The organism is Candidatus Clostridium helianthi (assembly GCF_045310795.1).
Classification (GTDB): domain Bacteria; phylum Bacillota; class Clostridia; order Clostridiales; family Clostridiaceae; genus Clostridium; species Clostridium helianthi.
The window spans coordinates 167,606-187,112 of sequence record NZ_JBJIAB010000003.1 but is presented as its reverse complement, the minus strand read 5'-3'; the positions used below and the strand labels follow the sequence as shown (position 1 = coordinate 187,112).

The 19,507-nt window shown below is 29.1% G+C and carries 15 protein-coding genes and 1 other annotated feature; of the genes, 14 read left to right on the top strand and 1 reads right to left on the bottom strand.

Translation table 11 applies throughout. The features are described from left to right. Positions 1-25: 25 nt before the first annotated feature. The gene (locus ACJDTP_RS03890; protein WP_077845316.1) at positions 26-790 is read right to left on the bottom strand and encodes a MerR family transcriptional regulator; all 765 of its coding nucleotides are present in this window, start codon (positions 788-790) and stop codon (positions 26-28) included. 216 nt (positions 791-1,006) lie between these two features. Between ACJDTP_RS03890 and ACJDTP_RS03885 the strand changes: the two genes are divergently transcribed. From ACJDTP_RS03885 to ACJDTP_RS03820, 14 genes are all read left to right on the top strand, one after another. Continuing rightward, a complete protein-coding gene (locus ACJDTP_RS03885) occupies positions 1,007-2,719 on the top strand; it encodes a methyl-accepting chemotaxis protein (protein WP_077845317.1) in 1,713 nt (570 codons plus the stop codon). Positions 2,720-2,932: 213 nt separating this feature from the next. Further along, positions 2,933-4,867 carry a molecular chaperone HtpG gene (gene htpG / locus ACJDTP_RS03880; protein WP_406760557.1) on the top strand — a complete coding sequence of 645 codons (1,935 nt, stop codon included), beginning with the start codon at positions 2,933-2,935 and terminating at the stop codon, positions 4,865-4,867. Positions 4,868-5,115: 248 nt separating this feature from the next. Beyond that, on the top strand, positions 5,116-7,584 hold the full coding sequence (locus tag ACJDTP_RS03875; RefSeq protein ID WP_406760556.1) for a response regulator transcription factor: 2,469 nt from the start codon (positions 5,116-5,118) through the stop codon (positions 7,582-7,584). A gap of 200 nt (positions 7,585-7,784) precedes the next feature. Continuing rightward, positions 7,785-8,048 (top strand): PTS sugar transporter subunit IIB, encoded by a 264-nt coding sequence (locus ACJDTP_RS03870; RefSeq protein ID WP_077839857.1) that lies wholly within the window; start codon positions 7,785-7,787, stop codon positions 8,046-8,048. Positions 8,049-8,298: 250 nt separating this feature from the next. Beyond that, positions 8,299-8,436 carry a six-cysteine ranthipeptide SCIFF gene (gene scfA / locus ACJDTP_RS03865; RefSeq protein ID WP_003371542.1) on the top strand — a complete coding sequence of 46 codons (138 nt, stop codon included), beginning with the start codon at positions 8,299-8,301 and terminating at the stop codon, positions 8,434-8,436. A 61-nt stretch (positions 8,437-8,497) separates the two neighbouring features. Continuing rightward, on the top strand, positions 8,498-9,859 hold the full coding sequence (gene scfB / locus ACJDTP_RS03860; protein ID WP_077308981.1) for a thioether cross-link-forming SCIFF peptide maturase: 1,362 nt from the start codon (positions 8,498-8,500) through the stop codon (positions 9,857-9,859). A 379-nt stretch (positions 9,860-10,238) separates the two neighbouring features. Then, positions 10,239-11,483 carry a M16 family metallopeptidase gene (locus tag ACJDTP_RS03855; protein ID WP_406760555.1) on the top strand — a complete coding sequence of 415 codons (1,245 nt, stop codon included), beginning with the start codon at positions 10,239-10,241 and terminating at the stop codon, positions 11,481-11,483. 14 nt (positions 11,484-11,497) lie between these two features. Then, positions 11,498-12,517, top strand: a complete 1,020-nt coding sequence (locus tag ACJDTP_RS03850) for a threonine aldolase family protein (protein ID WP_173708825.1) — start codon at positions 11,498-11,500, stop codon at positions 12,515-12,517. Between the two features lie 200 nt (positions 12,518-12,717). Next, positions 12,718-14,145 (top strand): aminotransferase class I/II-fold pyridoxal phosphate-dependent enzyme, encoded by a 1,428-nt coding sequence (locus ACJDTP_RS03845; RefSeq protein WP_406760554.1) that lies wholly within the window; start codon positions 12,718-12,720, stop codon positions 14,143-14,145. Between the two features lie 124 nt (positions 14,146-14,269). Next, positions 14,270-14,569 carry an ATP-dependent Clp protease adaptor ClpS gene (locus tag ACJDTP_RS03840; RefSeq protein ID WP_173708823.1) on the top strand — a complete coding sequence of 100 codons (300 nt, stop codon included), beginning with the start codon at positions 14,270-14,272 and terminating at the stop codon, positions 14,567-14,569. A 3-nt stretch (positions 14,570-14,572) separates the two neighbouring features. Next, positions 14,573-16,849, top strand: coding sequence for an ATP-dependent Clp protease ATP-binding subunit ClpA (clpA, locus tag ACJDTP_RS03835; protein WP_406760553.1), 2,277 nt, complete (start codon positions 14,573-14,575; stop codon positions 16,847-16,849). Positions 16,850-17,085: 236 nt separating this feature from the next. Beyond that, the gene (locus ACJDTP_RS03830) at positions 17,086-17,241 is read left to right on the top strand and encodes a zinc-ribbon domain-containing protein (protein ID WP_012060308.1); all 156 of its coding nucleotides are present in this window, start codon (positions 17,086-17,088) and stop codon (positions 17,239-17,241) included. Positions 17,242-17,530: 289 nt separating this feature from the next. Continuing rightward, positions 17,531-17,797, top strand: a binding site (T-box leader). Positions 17,798-17,851: 54 nt separating this feature from the next. Then, positions 17,852-18,331 carry an Lrp/AsnC family transcriptional regulator gene (locus ACJDTP_RS03825; RefSeq protein ID WP_406760552.1) on the top strand — a complete coding sequence of 160 codons (480 nt, stop codon included), beginning with the start codon at positions 17,852-17,854 and terminating at the stop codon, positions 18,329-18,331. Then, the gene (locus ACJDTP_RS03820; RefSeq protein WP_406760551.1) at positions 18,328-19,500 is read left to right on the top strand and encodes an aminotransferase class I/II-fold pyridoxal phosphate-dependent enzyme; all 1,173 of its coding nucleotides are present in this window, start codon (positions 18,328-18,330) and stop codon (positions 19,498-19,500) included. Before ACJDTP_RS03825 ends, ACJDTP_RS03820 begins: the two co-directional genes overlap by 4 nt. The last annotated feature ends 7 nt before the right edge of the window (positions 19,501-19,507 follow it).

Sequence of the window (19,507 nt, the reverse complement as noted above, 5' to 3'; positions counted from 1 at the left end):
CACTGATATATTTAAATTTATAAAATTATTTTTTTATTCCAGTGTATATAAAAATAGCATCTCTTAAAAAAGCGGCCAGACCAGGTTGGTCCTTATCATAATAGGCAGTAAATCGTTCATCATCAACATACATTTGGGCAAGCCCTGCATGGGTTTCCTTTGAGTACTCGCTCCAAGAATAAGTTAACCATTGGCGGTGTAAATCAGCAGCTTTTTGTGCAAGTTCGCTTGAAGGATCGTTAGTTTTAAAAGCATTTTTTAATGTATCCATAAGTTTAATACCTAACTTTTCGAATTCCTCATATTGTTCTTTACTCATATTTTGGAATTTTTTATTTGATTTATTTACAATATCATTACCATATTTAGATCGTATTTCATTACCATATTTCTTTTCATTTTCATCTATCATCTTTTGTTTAAAGCCTTCAAATTTTTCTTTATCGCTCATTATAATTCTCCCTTCTGATGAAGCTAGTGTTTTATTAACATTAGCTATTAATATATCTAATTGTTTGCGTTTTGCAAGAAGCTTTTCGCGATGCTCTTTGAGTGCATTGATATTACTGAAATCTGGTGATAACAACATGCTTTTTATACTTTCAAGATCTACTCCTAATTCCTTGTAAAATAATATTTGCTGTAACCTATCTATCTCTTTTTGGCTATAAATCCGATATCCAGATGAATTGATTCTTGCCGGCTTAAGAATTCCTATCTCATCGTAGTATCTAAGTGTTCTTGCGCTGATACCAGCCAGTTTACTTAGTTTTTGCACTGTATACTCCATGTGATTGCCTCCTTACAAGATTAATTTACACCTTTACGTAGCGTCAATGTCAATAGTATTTTTTGTAATTGTTTTAATAAAAAATAATATTGTATAAAATAATTTTCGGAATTTAGTGAAAATTACAAAAAATAAGTGCAAAAATGGGTAAATTATGTTAATATTTTAATAAGAATTACTAGTTGATTACAAATATCAATAAAGGGGGATAATAGTATGAGATGGTTTAATAATTTGAAAATAAAATATAAATTACAGATCAGTTTCTTTATAATATCTATATTTATTGCCGTAGTTGGAGTTACAGGAATACTTAGTGTAAGTAAAGTAAATTCTAATTCCAATGCGTTATATGAAAAAGATTTCCAAGTGCTAAAAAATTTACAAGATTTTAACTCGAATACACTACATTCTAGATTAGAAATTTTGAATTTACTAAACAGTAAAGATTCTAGTAAAGTTAGTCAAACAATAAGTAATATAGATGGTTACAGAAATGAAAATAATGAAATTCTTAAAATATATGAACAATCAGATATGAATGAAGACGAAAATAAGATATACAAAGAAATAAAAAGTGATTTAACAGATTATAGGAATTCATCTGATAAAATAATAAGTCTAGCAAGTGATGGAAAGTACGACGAAGCTATGAGTTTTAGCAAAGAAAGTGCAAGCATAAGAGAGAAGTTAACTAATAATATTGACAAATTAGTTAAAATTACTGAACAAAAAGCATCAGATAAAAGTTCTTCCAATAACAATGTGAATAATAAATCTTTTTATATAATGGTAACAATAATTATTTTAGGTTTTATTACTGCAGTTCTATTAGGAGTTATAATTGCTACAATCATATCAAATAATTTAAAAAAAGTATTATTATATGCACAGCACTTAGAAGAAGGTGATTTAACTCAGAAAATAGAGATAAGCTCTAAGGATGAGATTGGCAGTATGGCAAGAGCCTTAAATAAAGCTAATGAAAACATAAGAAGGTTAATAGGGGTAATAATAGATGGATCTAATGATATAAGTTCATCAGGAGAAGAACTATCGGCTACAACACATGAGGTTTCTTCTAAGATGAATGATATAAATGAATCAATTGAACAAATATCTAAAGGAGCCCAAGATTTGAGCGCTATAACTGAAGAAGTAAGTGCATCAGCAGAAGAAATTGGAGCGACAACAAATGAACTTGCTAATAGAGCAAATGATGCAGCTGTTTCAGTAGGTAAAATAAAGAATCGCTCTCTTGAAATAAAGAAAAAAGCTTCAGAAAATATAGAACAAGGAAACATTATTTATGAGGAAAAGAGAGCAAATATTATAAAAGCTATCGAAGACGGTAAAGTAGTAAATGAGGTGAAATTGATGGCCAATGCTATAGGTGATATAGCATCACAAACTAATTTACTTGCACTTAATGCAGCAATTGAAGCAGCAAGAGCTGGTGAGAACGGAAAAGGGTTTGCTGTGGTTGCAGATGAGGTAAGAAAGCTTGCAGAACAATCATCAGAGGCAGTTTCAAGTATACAGGGTATGGTTTTACAGGTGCAGGCTGCATTCGAAAATTTATCTCAAAGTGGAGAAGATATACTTAACTATATAGCTCAAAATGTAAAACCAAGCTATGAGTTACTTATGAATACCGGCATTCAATATGAAAAAGATGCTGAATTTGTTAATGAAATGACTGAAGAATTTGCAAATTCATCTAATCAGATAAATGAAGTTATAGAACAAATAAACCAAGCTATGCAAACTGTATCAGCGACAGCAGAAGAGTCAGGTGCGGGTTCTGAAGAAGTATTAAATAGTATTAGTGAAATAACATTAGCTGTTAGTGATATTGCCAAATCTTCGCAAAGTCAAGCAGAACTATCTCAAAAACTCAATGAAATTGTGCTAAAATTTAAGATATAATCAGATTTTAATTTTAATGTATAATTTAGAATATATGTTGTATTGCATCAAAATGATAGTTTGAAGCTATTATGTGAGAAATAAATTTTACAACATATATTCTTTCTTTATTAAATTAATGCATAAGTTTAAAATAAAGTTACAAGAAGAATTTGACAATAAATATTCTTTGCATTAAAATATTTTCTAGAAAAAATAACAGGAGGTAATATCATGATAAAAGAAAATGGTAACATATCAATTGACACAGAAAACATATTTCCTATTATTAAAAAATGGCTATACTCTGATAAGGATATATTCATCAGAGAAGTTATAAGTAATGCATGCGATGCAATTAGTAAATTTCAAAGATTAGTTTCTCTAGGAGAGGCAACAGTAAACGGAGACGAGCAATACAAAGTTGTTGTATCAATAAATAAGGAAAAGAAGACTCTTAAATTCATGGACAATGGTATTGGTATGACAGAGGAAGAGGTTAAGAAATATATAAATCAAGTTGCTTTTTCTGGCGCGACAGATTTTATGGAAAAATATAAAGATAAAATGGATGAAGGTAAGGATATAATTGGTCACTTTGGGCTTGGATTTTATTCAACTTTCATGGTATCTACTAAGGTGGAAATAGATACACTATCATTTAGAGAAGGCGCTGAAGCCGTTAAGTGGGAATGTACAGGTGGAACAGAATATGAAATTGGATCTTCTAGCGAGAGAACAACAAGGGGTACAACGGTAACTCTATATATAGATGATGAAAGCTCAGAATTTTTGGAAGAATATAAGGTAAGAGAAATAATCAAGAAATACTGTTCTTTCTTACCTACAGAAATATATTTAGAAGATGAAAATAAGCCAAAAGAAGAACCTAAATATGAAACAAAGAAGAAAGAAGATGGAACTGAATATCAAGAGTTAGTTGAACCAGAAGCACCAAAGCCATTGAACGATACAAATCCATTATGGGTTAAAGCACCTAAGGATTGTACTGACGAGGAATATAAGGATTTCTATAGAAAAGTATTTATGGATTTCAATGAACCATTGTTCTGGATTCATTTAAATGTAGATTATCCATTTAATTTAAAAGGAATATTATATTTCCCTAAATTAACTCATGAATTTGAAGCAACAGAAGGTCAAGTTAAGTTATATAATAACCAAGTCTTTGTTGCGGATAATATTAAAGAAGTAATACCTGAATTCTTATTACTTTTAAAAGGTACTATTGATTGTCCAGATCTACCTTTAAATGTATCAAGAAGTTTCCTTCAAAATGATAAGGAAGTTTCAAAAATATCTAATCATATAGTTAAAAAGGTAGCAGATAAATTAGTTGACTTGTTTAAAAATAGCAGAGAAGAATTTAATAAATTCTGGCCAGATATACAAATATTTATTAAATACGGCTGCTTAAGAGATCCAAAATTCTATGATAAGATAAAGGAAATAATAATCTTTAAGAATTTAAAGGGTGAATTCGTAACATTAAAGGATTATCTTGAAGCCAATAAAGAAAAGCATGAAAACAAAGTATTTTATGCTAATGATGAAAAACAACAATCTCAATATATAAAGATGTTTAAAGAGAATGATTTAGATGCTGTTATATTAGATTGTTCACTAGATGACCACTTTATTTCGTTCTTGGAAATGCATGAATCAGGAATTAAATTCAATAGAATTGATTCTGATATTTCAGATACATTAGGAAGTAAAGAAGATGAAAATGATGAGACTATAAAAGCTTTAAATAAGGAAATAGAGGAGCTATTTAAAACTGCACTAGGAGACAAAATTAAGAATTTGTCTATTGAAGGATTGAAGAATGAAGAAACTCCAGCACTTATTTTAGTTTCAGAAGAGTCAAGAAGAATGGCTCAAATGAGTAAGATGTATGCAAAATCAGGAATGAGCTTCCCAGGTATGTTTGATGAAGAAAAAACTCTAGTTATAAACAATAAGAGTGCAATAATTAAGAAGCTTCTAGAAGTTTCTAAGAATGAAAGCAAAAAGGAAGATGTTAAATTTATCTGTGAGCATATTTTAGATTTAGCTAAAATTGCAAATAAGGAATTAGATGCAGCTGAAATGGATGAATTTATAAAGAGAAATAATATGCTTTTAAATAAAGTAGTTGCTCTTTAATATATCGTTAATAAAGTTCCAAGTTTAAGTACTTGGAACTTTATTTTTCGTTGGGAAATTATAATGAAGTTAAATCTACTTATAACTTTAAAAAGCATTAGAAATGCACAGTTTACTAAGCAGATTCTTATTTGGGTTTTAGTATAATTTTAACAATAAAGGCTAAATTTGAAATGGAATTTTAAGTATGATAAAATATTCTAATGTAGTTTTCACATACATTTGCTTAAATGAAGGGGTATTTATATATGAAAAATGAAATTTTTAGACCTAAATTGCTATATAGAAAGCGTATTAATAAGCTATTGCTAGAAGTTTTTCGAGTACCTGTATATTTTATATCAGCATCTATGGGTTACGGAAAATCCATTGCAGTTAGAAATTTTATAGAGAAGAATAAACGAGTGCAAACAATTTGGCTTGATATAACAAATGATGAGATTGATGATATGTGGGTATGGAAAAAATTTTGTGATTTGATTAAAAATATCAATTTCAAATTAGGTGAAATGTTATATGCATACGGGGTTCCTAATAATAATAAAGATGTTTATAAGATAGTAGATATGATTAGAAATGAGATAAGGCAAGAAACCATAATAATTATTGATGATTGGGATGATGAAAGAATAGTTTATATTAATCATTTAATAAAAGCTATAATATTGGAAGATATAAGTAATTTGCACATAGTTATAATAAGTAGAAAAAAGCCGGCAAATGAGTATGTTGAATTTGAACTAAAGCAAAAATGTATGATAATGCGTCAGGAGGATATTGCATTTACCTTTGACGAAACGATAGAGTTCTTTAAGATTAATGGAATTATATTGACGGAAGCAGAAAAAAAAGAACTATACGAATATACTGGTGGATGGACTTCAGCTATGTATCTTGCATTAATTCAATATTACAGTCAAAATACATTTGATAATATACCAAAAGCAACAGAGTTAATTAAAGTAGCTGTATATGATAAATTTGATGAAGTTACTAAGCAGATTTTATTAAAACTCTCATTGGTTGAGAATTTTACGATTGAGCAAGCTGTGTATATTACAGAAGATGAAAGATCTAAGGAGATAATTAGAAGAGTATGTTCTAATAATTGCTTTATAAGATATGACAAAAAGGAAAAATTATATAGACTACATTCAATTCTTAAAAATGCATTAGAAGAAGAATTAGCATTATCCAATGTAGATTTAAAAAGAATAAATTGTATCTGTGGTGATTGGTATGCTAAAAATTTTAATGATATATATGCAATGGAATACTACTATAAAGCAAAAAATTACGCGCGTATATTAGATTTAATAGAGAGAAATTATACAATAGATCTTACCAATTTATATAAAGGAATTATAAAACCAGTGTTTAATGAGCTTATTATCAGTGAGAAGATAAAAAGACCCATAGCTTATCTAACGTACTTATTTTTTTATATTCTTTATGGAAATCCAATAGCAGGTGCCAAGTTATTATATGAGGCTAAAGCTGTATATAAAGAAGATAAAAATCTTAAAGATAAAAATCAGATATTAGGTGAAATTGCATTTTTAGAAAGCATATTAGTATTTTATAATGTTAGGAGAATGATAGAGTGCCATAAAAAAGCTTATGAGCTTTTTAATGGAGGAGTATCAAGAATAGCAAATAATAAAATGCCAGCAACTTTTGGATCACCTCATTTTTTATATTTATTTCACAGGAAAACAGGTAATTTGAAAGAGTTAGTGGAATTTTTTCAACAAGGAATAAATTATTTTATTCATATATCAAATGGTGGAGCAACAGGTGCAAATTACCTTATGATGGCCGAATATTTTTATGAAACAGGTGACTCTGAAAATGGAGAATTATTTGCTTATAAGGCATTTCATAAGGCTAAAACCAAAAAACAGACGAGCATAATAATTTGTTCATTATTTCTCTTAACAAGGATTTGTGTGAATAAAGATTATAAAAATGAGATTAAAAATAATTTCTATAATCTGATTAAAGAGTATGAAAATCTTAATATTCCAATCTTTCTTAACGGATCACAGATAGCTATAGGATATATTGATGGAATCACTGGTAATTTAGAAAATTTAAATAAGTGGATTATAAATATAGAAAACCATGAATCAAAAGACATTATGCCTGTTATAGGAATGAATCATGTTATCACAGCTTTAGCGATGATACTTAAGGAGAGTTACATAGAGTTAGAAATTCAGGTGGAAATTATGCTGGAAGTTTATACAGGCAAAAAAAGTATATTTGGAATAATATACGCATACATATTTGATTCAATTGCAAAGTACAAGCTGTATGGAAGTGAAATTGCAAAAAAGTCATTGTTAAAAGCTATTGAACTAGCAGAAAAAGACCACATTGTAATGTGTTTTGTTGAATTAGCCCCACACATATTACCATTACTCGAATCTATTAGAAACGAAAGTGCGTATGTAAAATGTTTAATCACAAAGTGCAAAGAATATAATCAGATATATATAAAAAGATATTGCAATTTAGAAAAAATAGAGTTGACTCCAAGGGAAATTGAGATAATGAAATTAGTACATCATGGATATAAGCAAGCGGAGATTTCAGATAAACTAAATATTGCTTTAGTCACTGTAAAAAAACATATTGCATCCGTCTATTGCAAGTTAAATGTAAGAAATAAAACGATAGCAATTAATCAATTAAAAGAAAAAGGGATAATATAAAATGATACAAATTAAATCAAAATTATACTTTAGTATAATACACAAACTATTTGCATGTATGTATAATTTTCTAATGAGAGATTAATGCTGCTTTAAAACTAAATAGAGATGTAAAAGCCAGCAAGTTTAAATATTTAATTTATTAATGTGTTGGCTATTTTTATTATAGAGTACTAATTGAAGGATGGGGGAAAAGAGAGATGAACACAGATTTTGGTAAGATAGCAAGGGAGCTTTTTGATTTGGTTGGATCAGAAGAAAATATTTTGTTTGTAGAAAATTGTATGACTAGATTAAGATTGAGATTGAAGGACACTAAAAAAGTGGATGTTGGAATTTTGAAAAAGATAGAAAGTGTACGTGGAGTTGTAGAGACAAGGGAACAATTTCAAATTATTATTGATAATACTGTTGCAAAGATATTAATTAGTGAGTTTATTAATATATATAGGACAAGAAAATAATATTTTGAAAATAGCTTGAAGATACAATAATTTATATAAAAATTCTATGATGTAATTAGAAAGAAGGATGAAAAGTTCACAATTAAAATATTTAAATAATTTTATGATTAAGAATTCTTGAAAAATAGTTTTTATATTTATAATTTCATATAAACAGAAATATAAATAAAAAGAGGGCCAGCAAATCTTTTATACTTTAGTATATTATGATATAATAGCTAAGGATATATTTAAAATGGAGGATTTTGTAATGAAACATATAAAAACTATAAACAAAACAAACATTAAAAATAGTTTATGTAAGCCAGGATGCAAAGAATGTGCAAATTCATGTCAATCAGCTTGTAAGACATCTTGCACAGTTGCAAACTTAGAATGTGAAAACTAATAATCTTCAAGCAGTAACTATATAGTTACTGCTTACTTTATATGTTTAGGAGGAAAAAGAATTGTCTTTAATACATAAATTTAAACAAGGCGAAAATTATTTTGTTTTAGATGTGAATACAGGAGCTGTTCATGTTGTAGATGAACTAGTTTATGATATATTAGATGATAGCCAATTAAGAAATAAGAAAGAAATATTACAGGAACTTAAAGGAAAATATGATGAAGAAGAAATTTCAGAGGCTTATGATGAAATTCAAGAGTTAGCTGAAGAAGGGATTTTATATTCAGAAGATCAATATGAAGAAATAGCTCATAGCTCTATGGATGATAGAGATTACATAAAGGCGATTTGTTTGAATGTAATTCATGGATGTAATCTTAGATGTAAGTATTGTTTTGCTGACGAGGGTGAATATCATGGACATGGTGGAGTCATGAGTGCAGACACAGCAAAAAAAGCAATTGATTATGTGATTAAGAGAAGTGGACCAAGAAAAAATATAGAGATAGATTTATTTGGTGGAGAGCCAACTTTAATTATGGACACAATAAAAGAAATAATTAAGTATGCTAGGGATAACGAAGAAAAATGGGGAAAGAGAGTAAGATTTACAATGACCACTAATGCTACTCTATTAACTCCAGATATGATGGATTATATGGATAAAGAAATGGGGAATATAATTCTTTCTTTAGATGGCAGAAAAGAAGTTAATGATAATGTTAGAATTAAGCCAGATAAAAGCGGCTCTTTTGATGATATAGTTCCAAATATTAAGGAAATGATTAAGAGAAGAACTAAAGGAAAAACTTATTATGTAAGAGGAACTTTCACAAGAGAAAATACAGATTTTTATGAAGATGTAATGGCAATGGTTAATGAAGGATTTAGAGAGCTATCTATAGAACCAGTTGTTTTAGAAAATGGACATCCACTTTCATTAAGAGAAGAAGATATAGATACAATCTTTGAAAACTATGACAAGCTATATGAAGAAATGGCAAGAAGAAAACGAGAAGGAAATGATGAATTTAAATTCTATCATTTTAATATAGACCTTCAAGGTGGACCATGTGTTTACAAGAGAATCTCTGGATGCGGTGCAGGATTTGAATATGTAGCTATAACTCCTCAAGGAGAAGTGTATCCATGCCATCAATTTGTTGGAAAAGAAGAGTTTAAGTTAGGAAGTATACACGAAGATACTTATAATGGAGAATTAGCTCAAAAATTTAAGAAAGCACATATATACAATAAGCCTAAATGTAGGGAATGCTGGGCGAAATTCTACTGTAGTGGTGGATGCCAAGCTAACAATTTTAATTTTAATGGGGACATGAACATTCCTTATGAAATTGGATGCAAGATGCAAAAGAAGAGAATTGAATGTGCAATTGCGCTAAAAGCTGAAGAAAATTAATATTTATATAATAACATACTAAAAAGAAGGGGAACTCCATTGCCTTTGCTACTGAGAGAATCTTATTTTGGACATACTGATAAAAGCTTTAACAATCTGTACTTGTTTCTTAAATTAATTAAAATAAGTATAGATGAAATAGCTTCCACTTAGTAATTTCCATAGATGATTTTTTTATCGAGCACTTCGCAAGAGGGGTCTCTTTTTATATAATAAAATTGATATAATAACATTTTAAATGTACATCTTGGAATTAAATATAATATATATTGCAATTGAAGCTCACAGCATTTCAGCTCTAACTGAGAAATTTTTATAAATAAGATTTTTAATGTAAATTTACTATTGCAATGTATAAGAATGTAAGGAGAATAGATACTTGGAAGAATACATTTTGGAAAATGATTTGAGATTAATTTATAAACATACAGATTCAGAACTATCATCAATTTGTATTTCTCTAAATGCAGGAGCTGGAGTTGAGAATAAAAAGTTTGGATTAGCTCATGCAACTGAGCATATGGTTTATAAAGGAACAAAAAATAGAACTGAGAGAGAAATAAATGAAGAGCTAAGTAGCATTTTTGGATTTAATAATGCTATGACAAACTATCCATATGTAATCTATTATGGAACTCTGCTCGGAGAAGATTTACAAAAAGGTGTGGAAATTTTAAGTGATATAATAATTAACCCGGAATTTGGAGAAAATGGATTCAAAGAAGAAATGGATGTCATAAAAGAAGAATTAAAAGAATGGGATGAGGATGTAGATCAGTATTGCGAGGATAATTTATTTTTTAACTGCTTCAATAATAGAAGAATAAAGTATCCTATAATAGGAACATTTGATGATCTTGAGAATATAACTTTAGATAATATTAAAGAATTTTATGATAAATATTATTTTCCGGGAAATACTTCAATTGTTATAATTTCATCAGTAAAGTTTGATATAGTTAAGGAAATTATATATAAGCATTTTTTCGCATGGAAGAAAAAGAATATTATTCAAGAAGGTATTAGTGGACCTGGTAATAAAAAATTAATAGAATATGAAAATCCTAAAAAGGGAACTTATAACAATGTAAGAGATGAAATAAGGGCATGTAAAGTTGAAATGATATTTCCAATTGATGATTTGAGTGAAAAAGAAATTAAGGCACTTAGAATTTTCAATCAATATTTTGGAGATGGGGTTAATTCAATTCTCTATGATGTTTTAAGAACTCAAAATGGCTTGGTATATGATGTGCTTACTAAAATTTCAAATGAGAATTATATAAAACTATATAAAATAACATTTAGCACATCAGAAGAAAATGTAAATAAAGCCATATCTTTAATAGAAGGATGTATAGCAAAGTTAGATTCATTAGAAAAGAAACTTGATAATGATCAGATAGAACGTTTAATTAAGAGCTTTAAATTAAAGAGATTATTTAGAGAAGAGCAGAGTATAATACTGGCCAAAGAGCTGGCTACATATGACTGCATGTTTGGAGATTATAAAATTTATATTAATGAGATTAAAGAAATGGAGCTACTAACAAAAGAAATGATTTTTCAAGTAGGTAAGAAAGTATTGAAGAATTTTACAACACAGATAATTGAGAGAGCATAAAAGGAGGCAGAATTATGTACAGTTTTAAAAATGATTATAGTGAAGGCGCACACTCAAGAATATTAAATGCATTAGTTGAAACAAATCTTGAACAAACCGATGGTTATGGTACTGATCAGTACACAGAAAGATCAGTTAATCTGCTGAAGAAGAAAATTGATAGGGAAGATGTAGATATACACTTACTAGTTGGTGGCACACAGGTTAATCTTACAGCTATATCAGCTTTTTTAAGACCTCATCAGGCAGCAATAGGGGCAGATACAAGTCATATAAATTGTCATGAAACTGGAGCAATTGAAGCAACTGGTCATAAAGTAATTACAATGAGAACTAACGATGGAAAACTTACCCCAAATTTAGTTCAAAATGTTGTTGATTCTCATAGTGATGAGCATATGGTTCAACCTAAATTAGTATATATATCAAATTCTACAGAACTTGGAACTCTATATACTAAAGCAGAGTTGATTGATTTACATGATTGCTGTAAGAGGAATAAACTGCTATTGTATTTGGATGGTGCTAGACTTGGATCTGCACTTGTAGCGGAAGAAAGTGATTTGACTTTAGCTGATATAGCAAAATTAGTTGATGCATTTTACATTGGAGGAACTAAAAATGGAGCGCTTTTTGGAGAAGCACTTGTAATATGCAATGATGAATTAAAAGAAGATTTTAGATATTTTATTAAGCAAAAAGGTGGATTATTAGCAAAAGGAAGGTTGCTTGGAATTCAATTTGAAGAATTATTCAAAGATGATTTGTATTTTGAACTTGCAAAACATGCAAATAAAATGGCACTTATGTTAAAAGGTGCAATAGTAGATGAAGGATATAAGTTTTTGACTGAATCTTTTACAAATCAACAGTTCCCTATATTCCCTAATAATTTAATTGAAAAGTTAAGTGAGAAATATTCTTTTAATATTGAAAGAGTAATTGATTCTAATTATACTGCAATTAGATTAGTGACATCATGGGCAACTAAAGAAGAAATTGTATTAGAATTTATCGAAGATCTACATCTATAAAAAAGGCATGAAGTATTAACTAGAATCTTTTAAGAACAATTAAGTATTTTTCAAAAGATTAAGGAAAAAGGCACAAGTGTAATATAGAATATTTCATTTATGAAATAGAAAGTATGTTTTAAGCTTCATATCGTTTGATCGCCGATATGAAGCTTTTATCCATGGTTAGCTATATTTGAAATTAGATTGGAGCGGTATTTTTGAAGTTACCATTATTAGAAGGATTACTTAAATACAATGATGAAGAAAATCTACTTCTTTCCATGCCAGGAAACAAGGGGGGGATTGGATTTACTAGAGATGAAATTGGGCTGGAGTTTGTTAATAGAATGGGATTTTTAGATATAACAGAGGTCGACCCATTAGATAATTTACATTATCCAGAAGGGATAATAAAGGAAGCCCAAGAGCTATTAGCTAAAACGTATAAGGCTAAGAAAGCCTATTTTTTAGTAAATGGAAGCTCATCAGGAAACTTAGCAGCCATGTTTTCAGCATTTGATGAGGGGGATGAAGTTTTAGTTGAAAGAAACTGCCATAAGTCAATTTATAATGGATTGATTATGAGAAAGTTAAAAGTTAAATACATAGAACCTATTATTGATGATGAATTAGGACTATTTTTACCACCTAATAAAGAGAATATATATAAAGCGTTAGAGAATAGCTCAAAACCAAAGGGAATTATAATAACATATCCAAATTATTTTGGAATTACATATGATATAGAAGAGATTATATGTAATTTGAAGGAAATAGGATTAAAAGTTATAATCGACTGTGCTCATGGAGCTCATTTTGGAATAAATAAAAGATTGCCAAAGTCTCTTGCGAGTTTAGGAGATTATGTGGTTTTAAGTGCACATAAAACTTTACCAGCCCTAACTCAAGGCGCATATCTCTTAGTAAATGAAGATAATGACATAATAGATTTTTACATAAAGTTATTTACTACAACTTCACCATCTTATCTTATAATGGCATCTTTAGATTATGCAAGATATTATTTAGATACATACGGGAAAGATGATTATGATAAATTAATAAATGAATCTGAAAAGTGGAAGAAAAAAATTAATAAACTAGGAAAAGTTTATATATTAAGCGAAAGTGACTTAGATAAGCATAATGATAGAATAGAAGGATACAAAATTGATCCTAGTAGATATATAGTTATCCTTCCTAAAGGGTATAATGGACATAAATTTCTAGATTATCTAAGAGATAATAAGATACAGGCTGAGATGAGTTTTTCAAGAGGAGTTGTTTTAATCCTGTCACCATTTAATACAGAAGAAGATTTTAAAATTATATACGAAACTATTTTAAATTTAGATATGAGAAATATGTCTAGAGAAATAGAGATAAAGTATTCTAGAAATATACCTATTAAAAAATTTGAGCCTTATGAAACTTTTAAATTAAAAAGCAGATGGTGTGAAATAGAAAAGTGTGAAGGTTTAGTAGCTAAAGAATCAATAATACCATATCCTCCAGGAATACCTTTGGTTTGCCCAGGAGAAATAATATCAAAAGATGTTATAGCAATAGTAAGGGACTATATTATAAATAAAAAAAGTATAATTGGAGTAAATAATAATAAAATTCGGATTTTAGATATAAATTAATATAAATGATGAATTTATAATTTACTATAATCCTATTGGTATAAGCTTAAATATTGTGTTAAAATATATCTATTTAGAATAATATATATGATGATAATATGCGGGGAGGGATAGACAATTATATATGGAAACAAATATTGTAACCAAACCAAAGAATAAAGTTGATGTGAAAAAGCCTAAGAATTATAAAGTTGTTATGTATAATGATGATTATACAACAATGGAATTCGTTATTAATATACTGGTAGTTGTATTTAATAAAAAGTTAATAGATGCTGAGAAGATAATGTTAGATGTGCATGAAAGGGGTAAGGGAGTAGCAGGAATATATAGTTATGATATTGCGGTCACTAAGGTTTCAACTGCAATGTCAATGGCTAAAGAAAAGGGCTTTCCGTTTAAGCTTACTGTAGAGGAGGCGTAAAATATGAAAATTACGAATGAAGTTAATTTGATATTACTTAAAGCATACCAAGAAGCAAAAGAAAAAAGCAGCGAATATATTACACCAGAGCATTTACTGTATGCTGCAACTTTTGATAAAAATGTAGAGTATGCTATTAAAGAATGTGGTGGAAGTTTAGAAAATTTAAGATATAATTTGGCAACTTACGTGAAAACATATATAAATAAAATTGGTCAAGGAGAACCACAAGAGAGTATAGAGTTTCAAAGAGTTATTTTAACAGCAAATGAACAAATTAAGTATAGCGGAAAAGATGCAATTGATGTAGATCATATACTTTCTGCAATTTTTAATCTAGAAGATAGTTATGCACGATACTACTTAGAGCAAGAAGGCGTTACAAGAAGAGATTTACTATATTCTTTGTGCCATAGCATAGATGAAGATACTCGAAATTCTTATGATGATGAAATGCAAGAAAATTTTAAAGAAGATGAAACTGAATTTACTGAGAATGAAAGTAAAGAAAAAGTGGAGAAGAAAAAAGAAGATGCATTTCTTAATAAGTTTACAATAGACCTTATTAAGAAGGTTAGAGAAGAAGAAAATGATCCATTGATAGGACGAAAAGATATTTTAGAAAGAAGTATACAAATACTTTGTAGAAGGATAAAAAATAATCCTATACATGTGGGTGAGTCTGGAGTTGGTAAGACTGCTATAACTTTAGGACTTGCAAAGTTAATAAGTGAAGACAAGGTGCCAGAAAAATTAAAAGGAAGTTCTATGTTTTCTTTAGATATTGGATCTGTGATAGCAGGAACTAAGTATAGAGGAGATTTTGAAGAAAGAATAAAAAGAGTTTTAGATTTGATTAGCAAACAAGATAAGCCAATTGTATATATAGATGAAATTCATAATATTGTAGGTGCTGGAGCGCTAAATGGTGGCGCATTAGATGCGTCCAATTTGTTAAAACCTTATCTTACAGAAGGAAAAATTAGATTTATTGGAGCTACTACTTTTGATGAATATAAAAAGTTTTTTGAAAAAGATAAAGCATTAAGTAGAAGATTTCAAAGAATAGATGTTAAAGAACCATCTATAAAAGAAGCTATACAAATATTAGATGGACTTAAAAAGAATTATGAAGAATATCATAATGTAAGTTATACAGATGAAGCAATTGGAGATGCAGTAACTCTAAGTGATAAGTATATTAATGACAGATATCTTCCAGATAAAGCTGTAGATATTATAGATGAAGCTGGAGCTTATGTTCGTATGCATAATGAAGATATGAATGAGAAGATTATAGTTGACAGAAAAACTATTGAGGAAATAATATCAAAAATTTGTAACATTCCAAAGCAAACTGTGGAAAGTAGCGAGATAAGTTCTTTAAAGCACTTGGAAAAGGACTTAAAGGAAAATATATTTTCACAGGATAAAGCGATTGAAGAAGTTGTAAGATGTATAAAGATGTCTAGATCTGGATTAAACGATGAGGATAAGCCAGTAGCATCTATGCTTTTTGTTGGGCCTACAGGAGTTGGAAAAACAGAGATTGCTAGATGTTTATCTAAAACTCTAGGAATAGATTTGATTAGATTTGACATGAGTGAATATACTGAAAAACATTCAGCTGCAAAACTCATAGGGTCACCTCCAGGATATGTAGGTTATGAAGAAGGTGGACTTTTAACTGATTCAATAAGAAAAACGCCACATTGTGTATTATTGCTGGATGAGATAGAAAAGGCGCACCCTGATATTTTGAGTGTACTGCTTCAGGTTATGGATTATGCTACACTTACTGATAATAAAGGCAGGAAAGCTGACTTTAGAAACTCAATAATAATAATGACTTCTAATGCCGGGGCAAGGAATATAGGCAAAAAACTTATCGGTTTCGGAGATAGGGAAGTCAAAGGTGAAGCTATAATGGAAGAAGTTAAAAAGTTCTTCACACCTGAATTTAGAAATAGACTGGATAAAATAATAGTATTTAATGGAATGACTGATATTATGGCAGCAAATGTTGCTAAAAAGCAATTAAATAACTTTAAAGATAAATTGAATTCTAAAAATGTTGAAATAGAATTTAGTGAAGAATGTGTAAATCACATTGCTAAAATAGGCACATCAGGGGAATTTGGGGCAAGAGAAATAGCAAGGGTTATAGCTTCTAATATAAAACCATTACTTGTTGATGAAATTTTATTTGGAAAGCTAAGCGAAGGTGGAAAGTGTGTAATTGATTTTGTAAATGAAAAATTTGAGTTAAAGATCAATTAAATCTACTTAAAGTAATGTGATTCAATTATTATATATGCAAAAATAAATGTAAAAGAGTCCTATGCAATATCATATGGAGAGATTACATGATAATTAAATATAAACTATATAATAATATGTTTTTGAATAAAAATTATGAAGACAGACATAATATTAAATGACAAAAGAAATTTTTAAGCAAAAAGAGGAGGTGAACTATTGCAAAGTTATTTTAACTTGAGCAATGGAACATTAGAATGGAAGATAAAACATTAATATGCAAAGATTGTGGAAGAGAGTTCGTTTTCACTGTAGGAGAACAAGAATTTTATAAGGAAAAAGGTTTTGAAAATGAACCAGTAAGATGTCCTGACTGCAGGAGAGCTAGAAAGCAACAAAACAATAGAAGATAGAAAGTAATAAATTTTCTATTGATTGAGTAAGAAGCATAAGAGTTATTAAATCTTATGCTCCTTTTTATATCTATATGATATAAATATATTTTTTAGGGTTAATTTTAGTTAATTCAATAGAATATTATGCATTTAAATAAAAAAATATAAAAAATATATTGAATTTTTTGTACTTTTGCTAGTATAATATAAAGAAAGACTTAAGTGAAAAGTGATAAGAATTTTTCATGTTATCTTTTTTATTTGAAATCTTATAGTCATATTGGATAGTAATTTTAAAAATAAAGTTTTAAAGATAGTGATAAGGAAGAGTATATAAATGGTAAACTTTTAAGAGAGCTAGAGGTCGGTGAAATCTGGTAAGTATCCTTTATAGAAGCAGCCTTTGAATTTTATAGCTGAGAAATAAAAATTTTTAGAAAATAAGGATTTTTAATTAGGCTATAACGTGCTCCTCACGTTATAGGGGTGGAGTATAATATGTACTCTAGCTGAGTGAACAATTTTTAAGTTGTTTATTAGGGTGGTACCGCGAAGTAGTTCTTTCGTCCCTTGTGTGGGATGGAGGAATTTTTTTATTTAATTATATTAAAATAAGGGGGTTATTTCTATGGAGGAAATACTTGAGATATTAGAAAAAAATAGTAGATACAGTGATGAACAAATAGCAGTTATGACAGGTAAAACTGTTGAAGAGGTTAGAGAAGCAATAAGAGACTATGAGGAAAAAAGCATTATAGCAGGTTATACAACGCTTATAAATTGGGAAAATACAGGTAGTGAAACAGTAACAGCGTTAATAGAAGTTAAGATAACACCTCAAAGAGGCGTTGGATTTGATAAAGTTGCAGAAAGAATATATAAATTTTCAGAAGTTAAAGCATGCTACTTAATGTCTGGAGGCTTTGATTTAACGGTTATTGTTGAAGGAAAGACTATGAAGGAAGTTGCACTTTTTGTATCAGAAAAACTAGCAGTGCAAGAATATGTTTTAAGTACAGGTACTCATTTTGTATTAAAGAAATATAAAGATCATGGAAAGATATTCAAAGAAAAGAAGCTAGAAGATAGGGAGGCAATATTTATATGATATTAGAAGATATGATTTTAGACAACGTAAAAAATATGCCTCCGTCAGGAATAAGAAAATATTTCGATATAATAAATGAAATGGATGACGTTATTTCTCTAGGTGTAGGAGAACCAGATTTTGTAACTCCATGGAATGTAAGAGAAGCTGGACTTTATTCTTTAGAGCAAGGACATACTCATTATTCTTCAAATGCAGGATTTATTGAGCTTCGTAATGAGATATCAAAGTATCTTCATAGAAGATTTAATCTTAACTATAATCCAGAAGATGAAATAATAGTTACTGTTGGTGGAAGTGAAGGAATTGATATAGCACTTAGGGCATTAGTTGGGCCTGGAGATGAGGTTATAGTTCCAGAGCCAAGTTTTGTTGCATATAAGGGATGTACTGCATTTACTGGAGCAACAGCTAAGGTTTTGAACCTTAAAGCAGAAGATGAATTTAAACTTACTCCTGAGGATTTAGAGAAAGCAATTACACCTAGAACAAAGGTAGTTATAATACCGTTTCCTAATAACCCAACAGGTGCAATAATGACTAGAGATGAACTAGCAGGAATAGTAGAAGTTCTTAAAGATAAAAATATTATTGCGATTTCAGATGAAATATACTCAGAACTCTGCTATGGAGAGAAACATGTTTCAATAGCATCTTTTCCAGAAATGAGAGATAAGACTTTAGTTATAAATGGATTTTCTAAATCATATGCTATGACAGGATGGAGACTTGGATATATATGCGGACATCCGATTCTAATAGAAGCAATGAAGAAAATTCATCAATATGCTCTTATGTGTTCACCAACAACTGCTCAGTATGCAGCGATTGAAGCTTTAAAAAGTGGTGATAGAAGTGTAGAAGAAATGTGTAAGGAATATAATAGAAGAAGAAGAGTTCTATTGGATGGATTTAGGAAGATGGGATTAGAGTGTTTTGAGCCTCTTGGAGCATTTTATTTATTTCCAAGTATTAAATCTACAGGTATAACATCGGATGAATTCTGTGAACAACTGCTTATAAATGAAAAAGTATTAGTTATTCCGGGAAATGCTTTTGGTGATTGTGGAGAGGGATTTATAAGAGTTTGTTATGCGTCATCTATGGAAGATATTATGGAAGCATTGAAAAGAACAAAGAGATTTCTTGATAAATTGAGAGAGAAATAATAAAAAT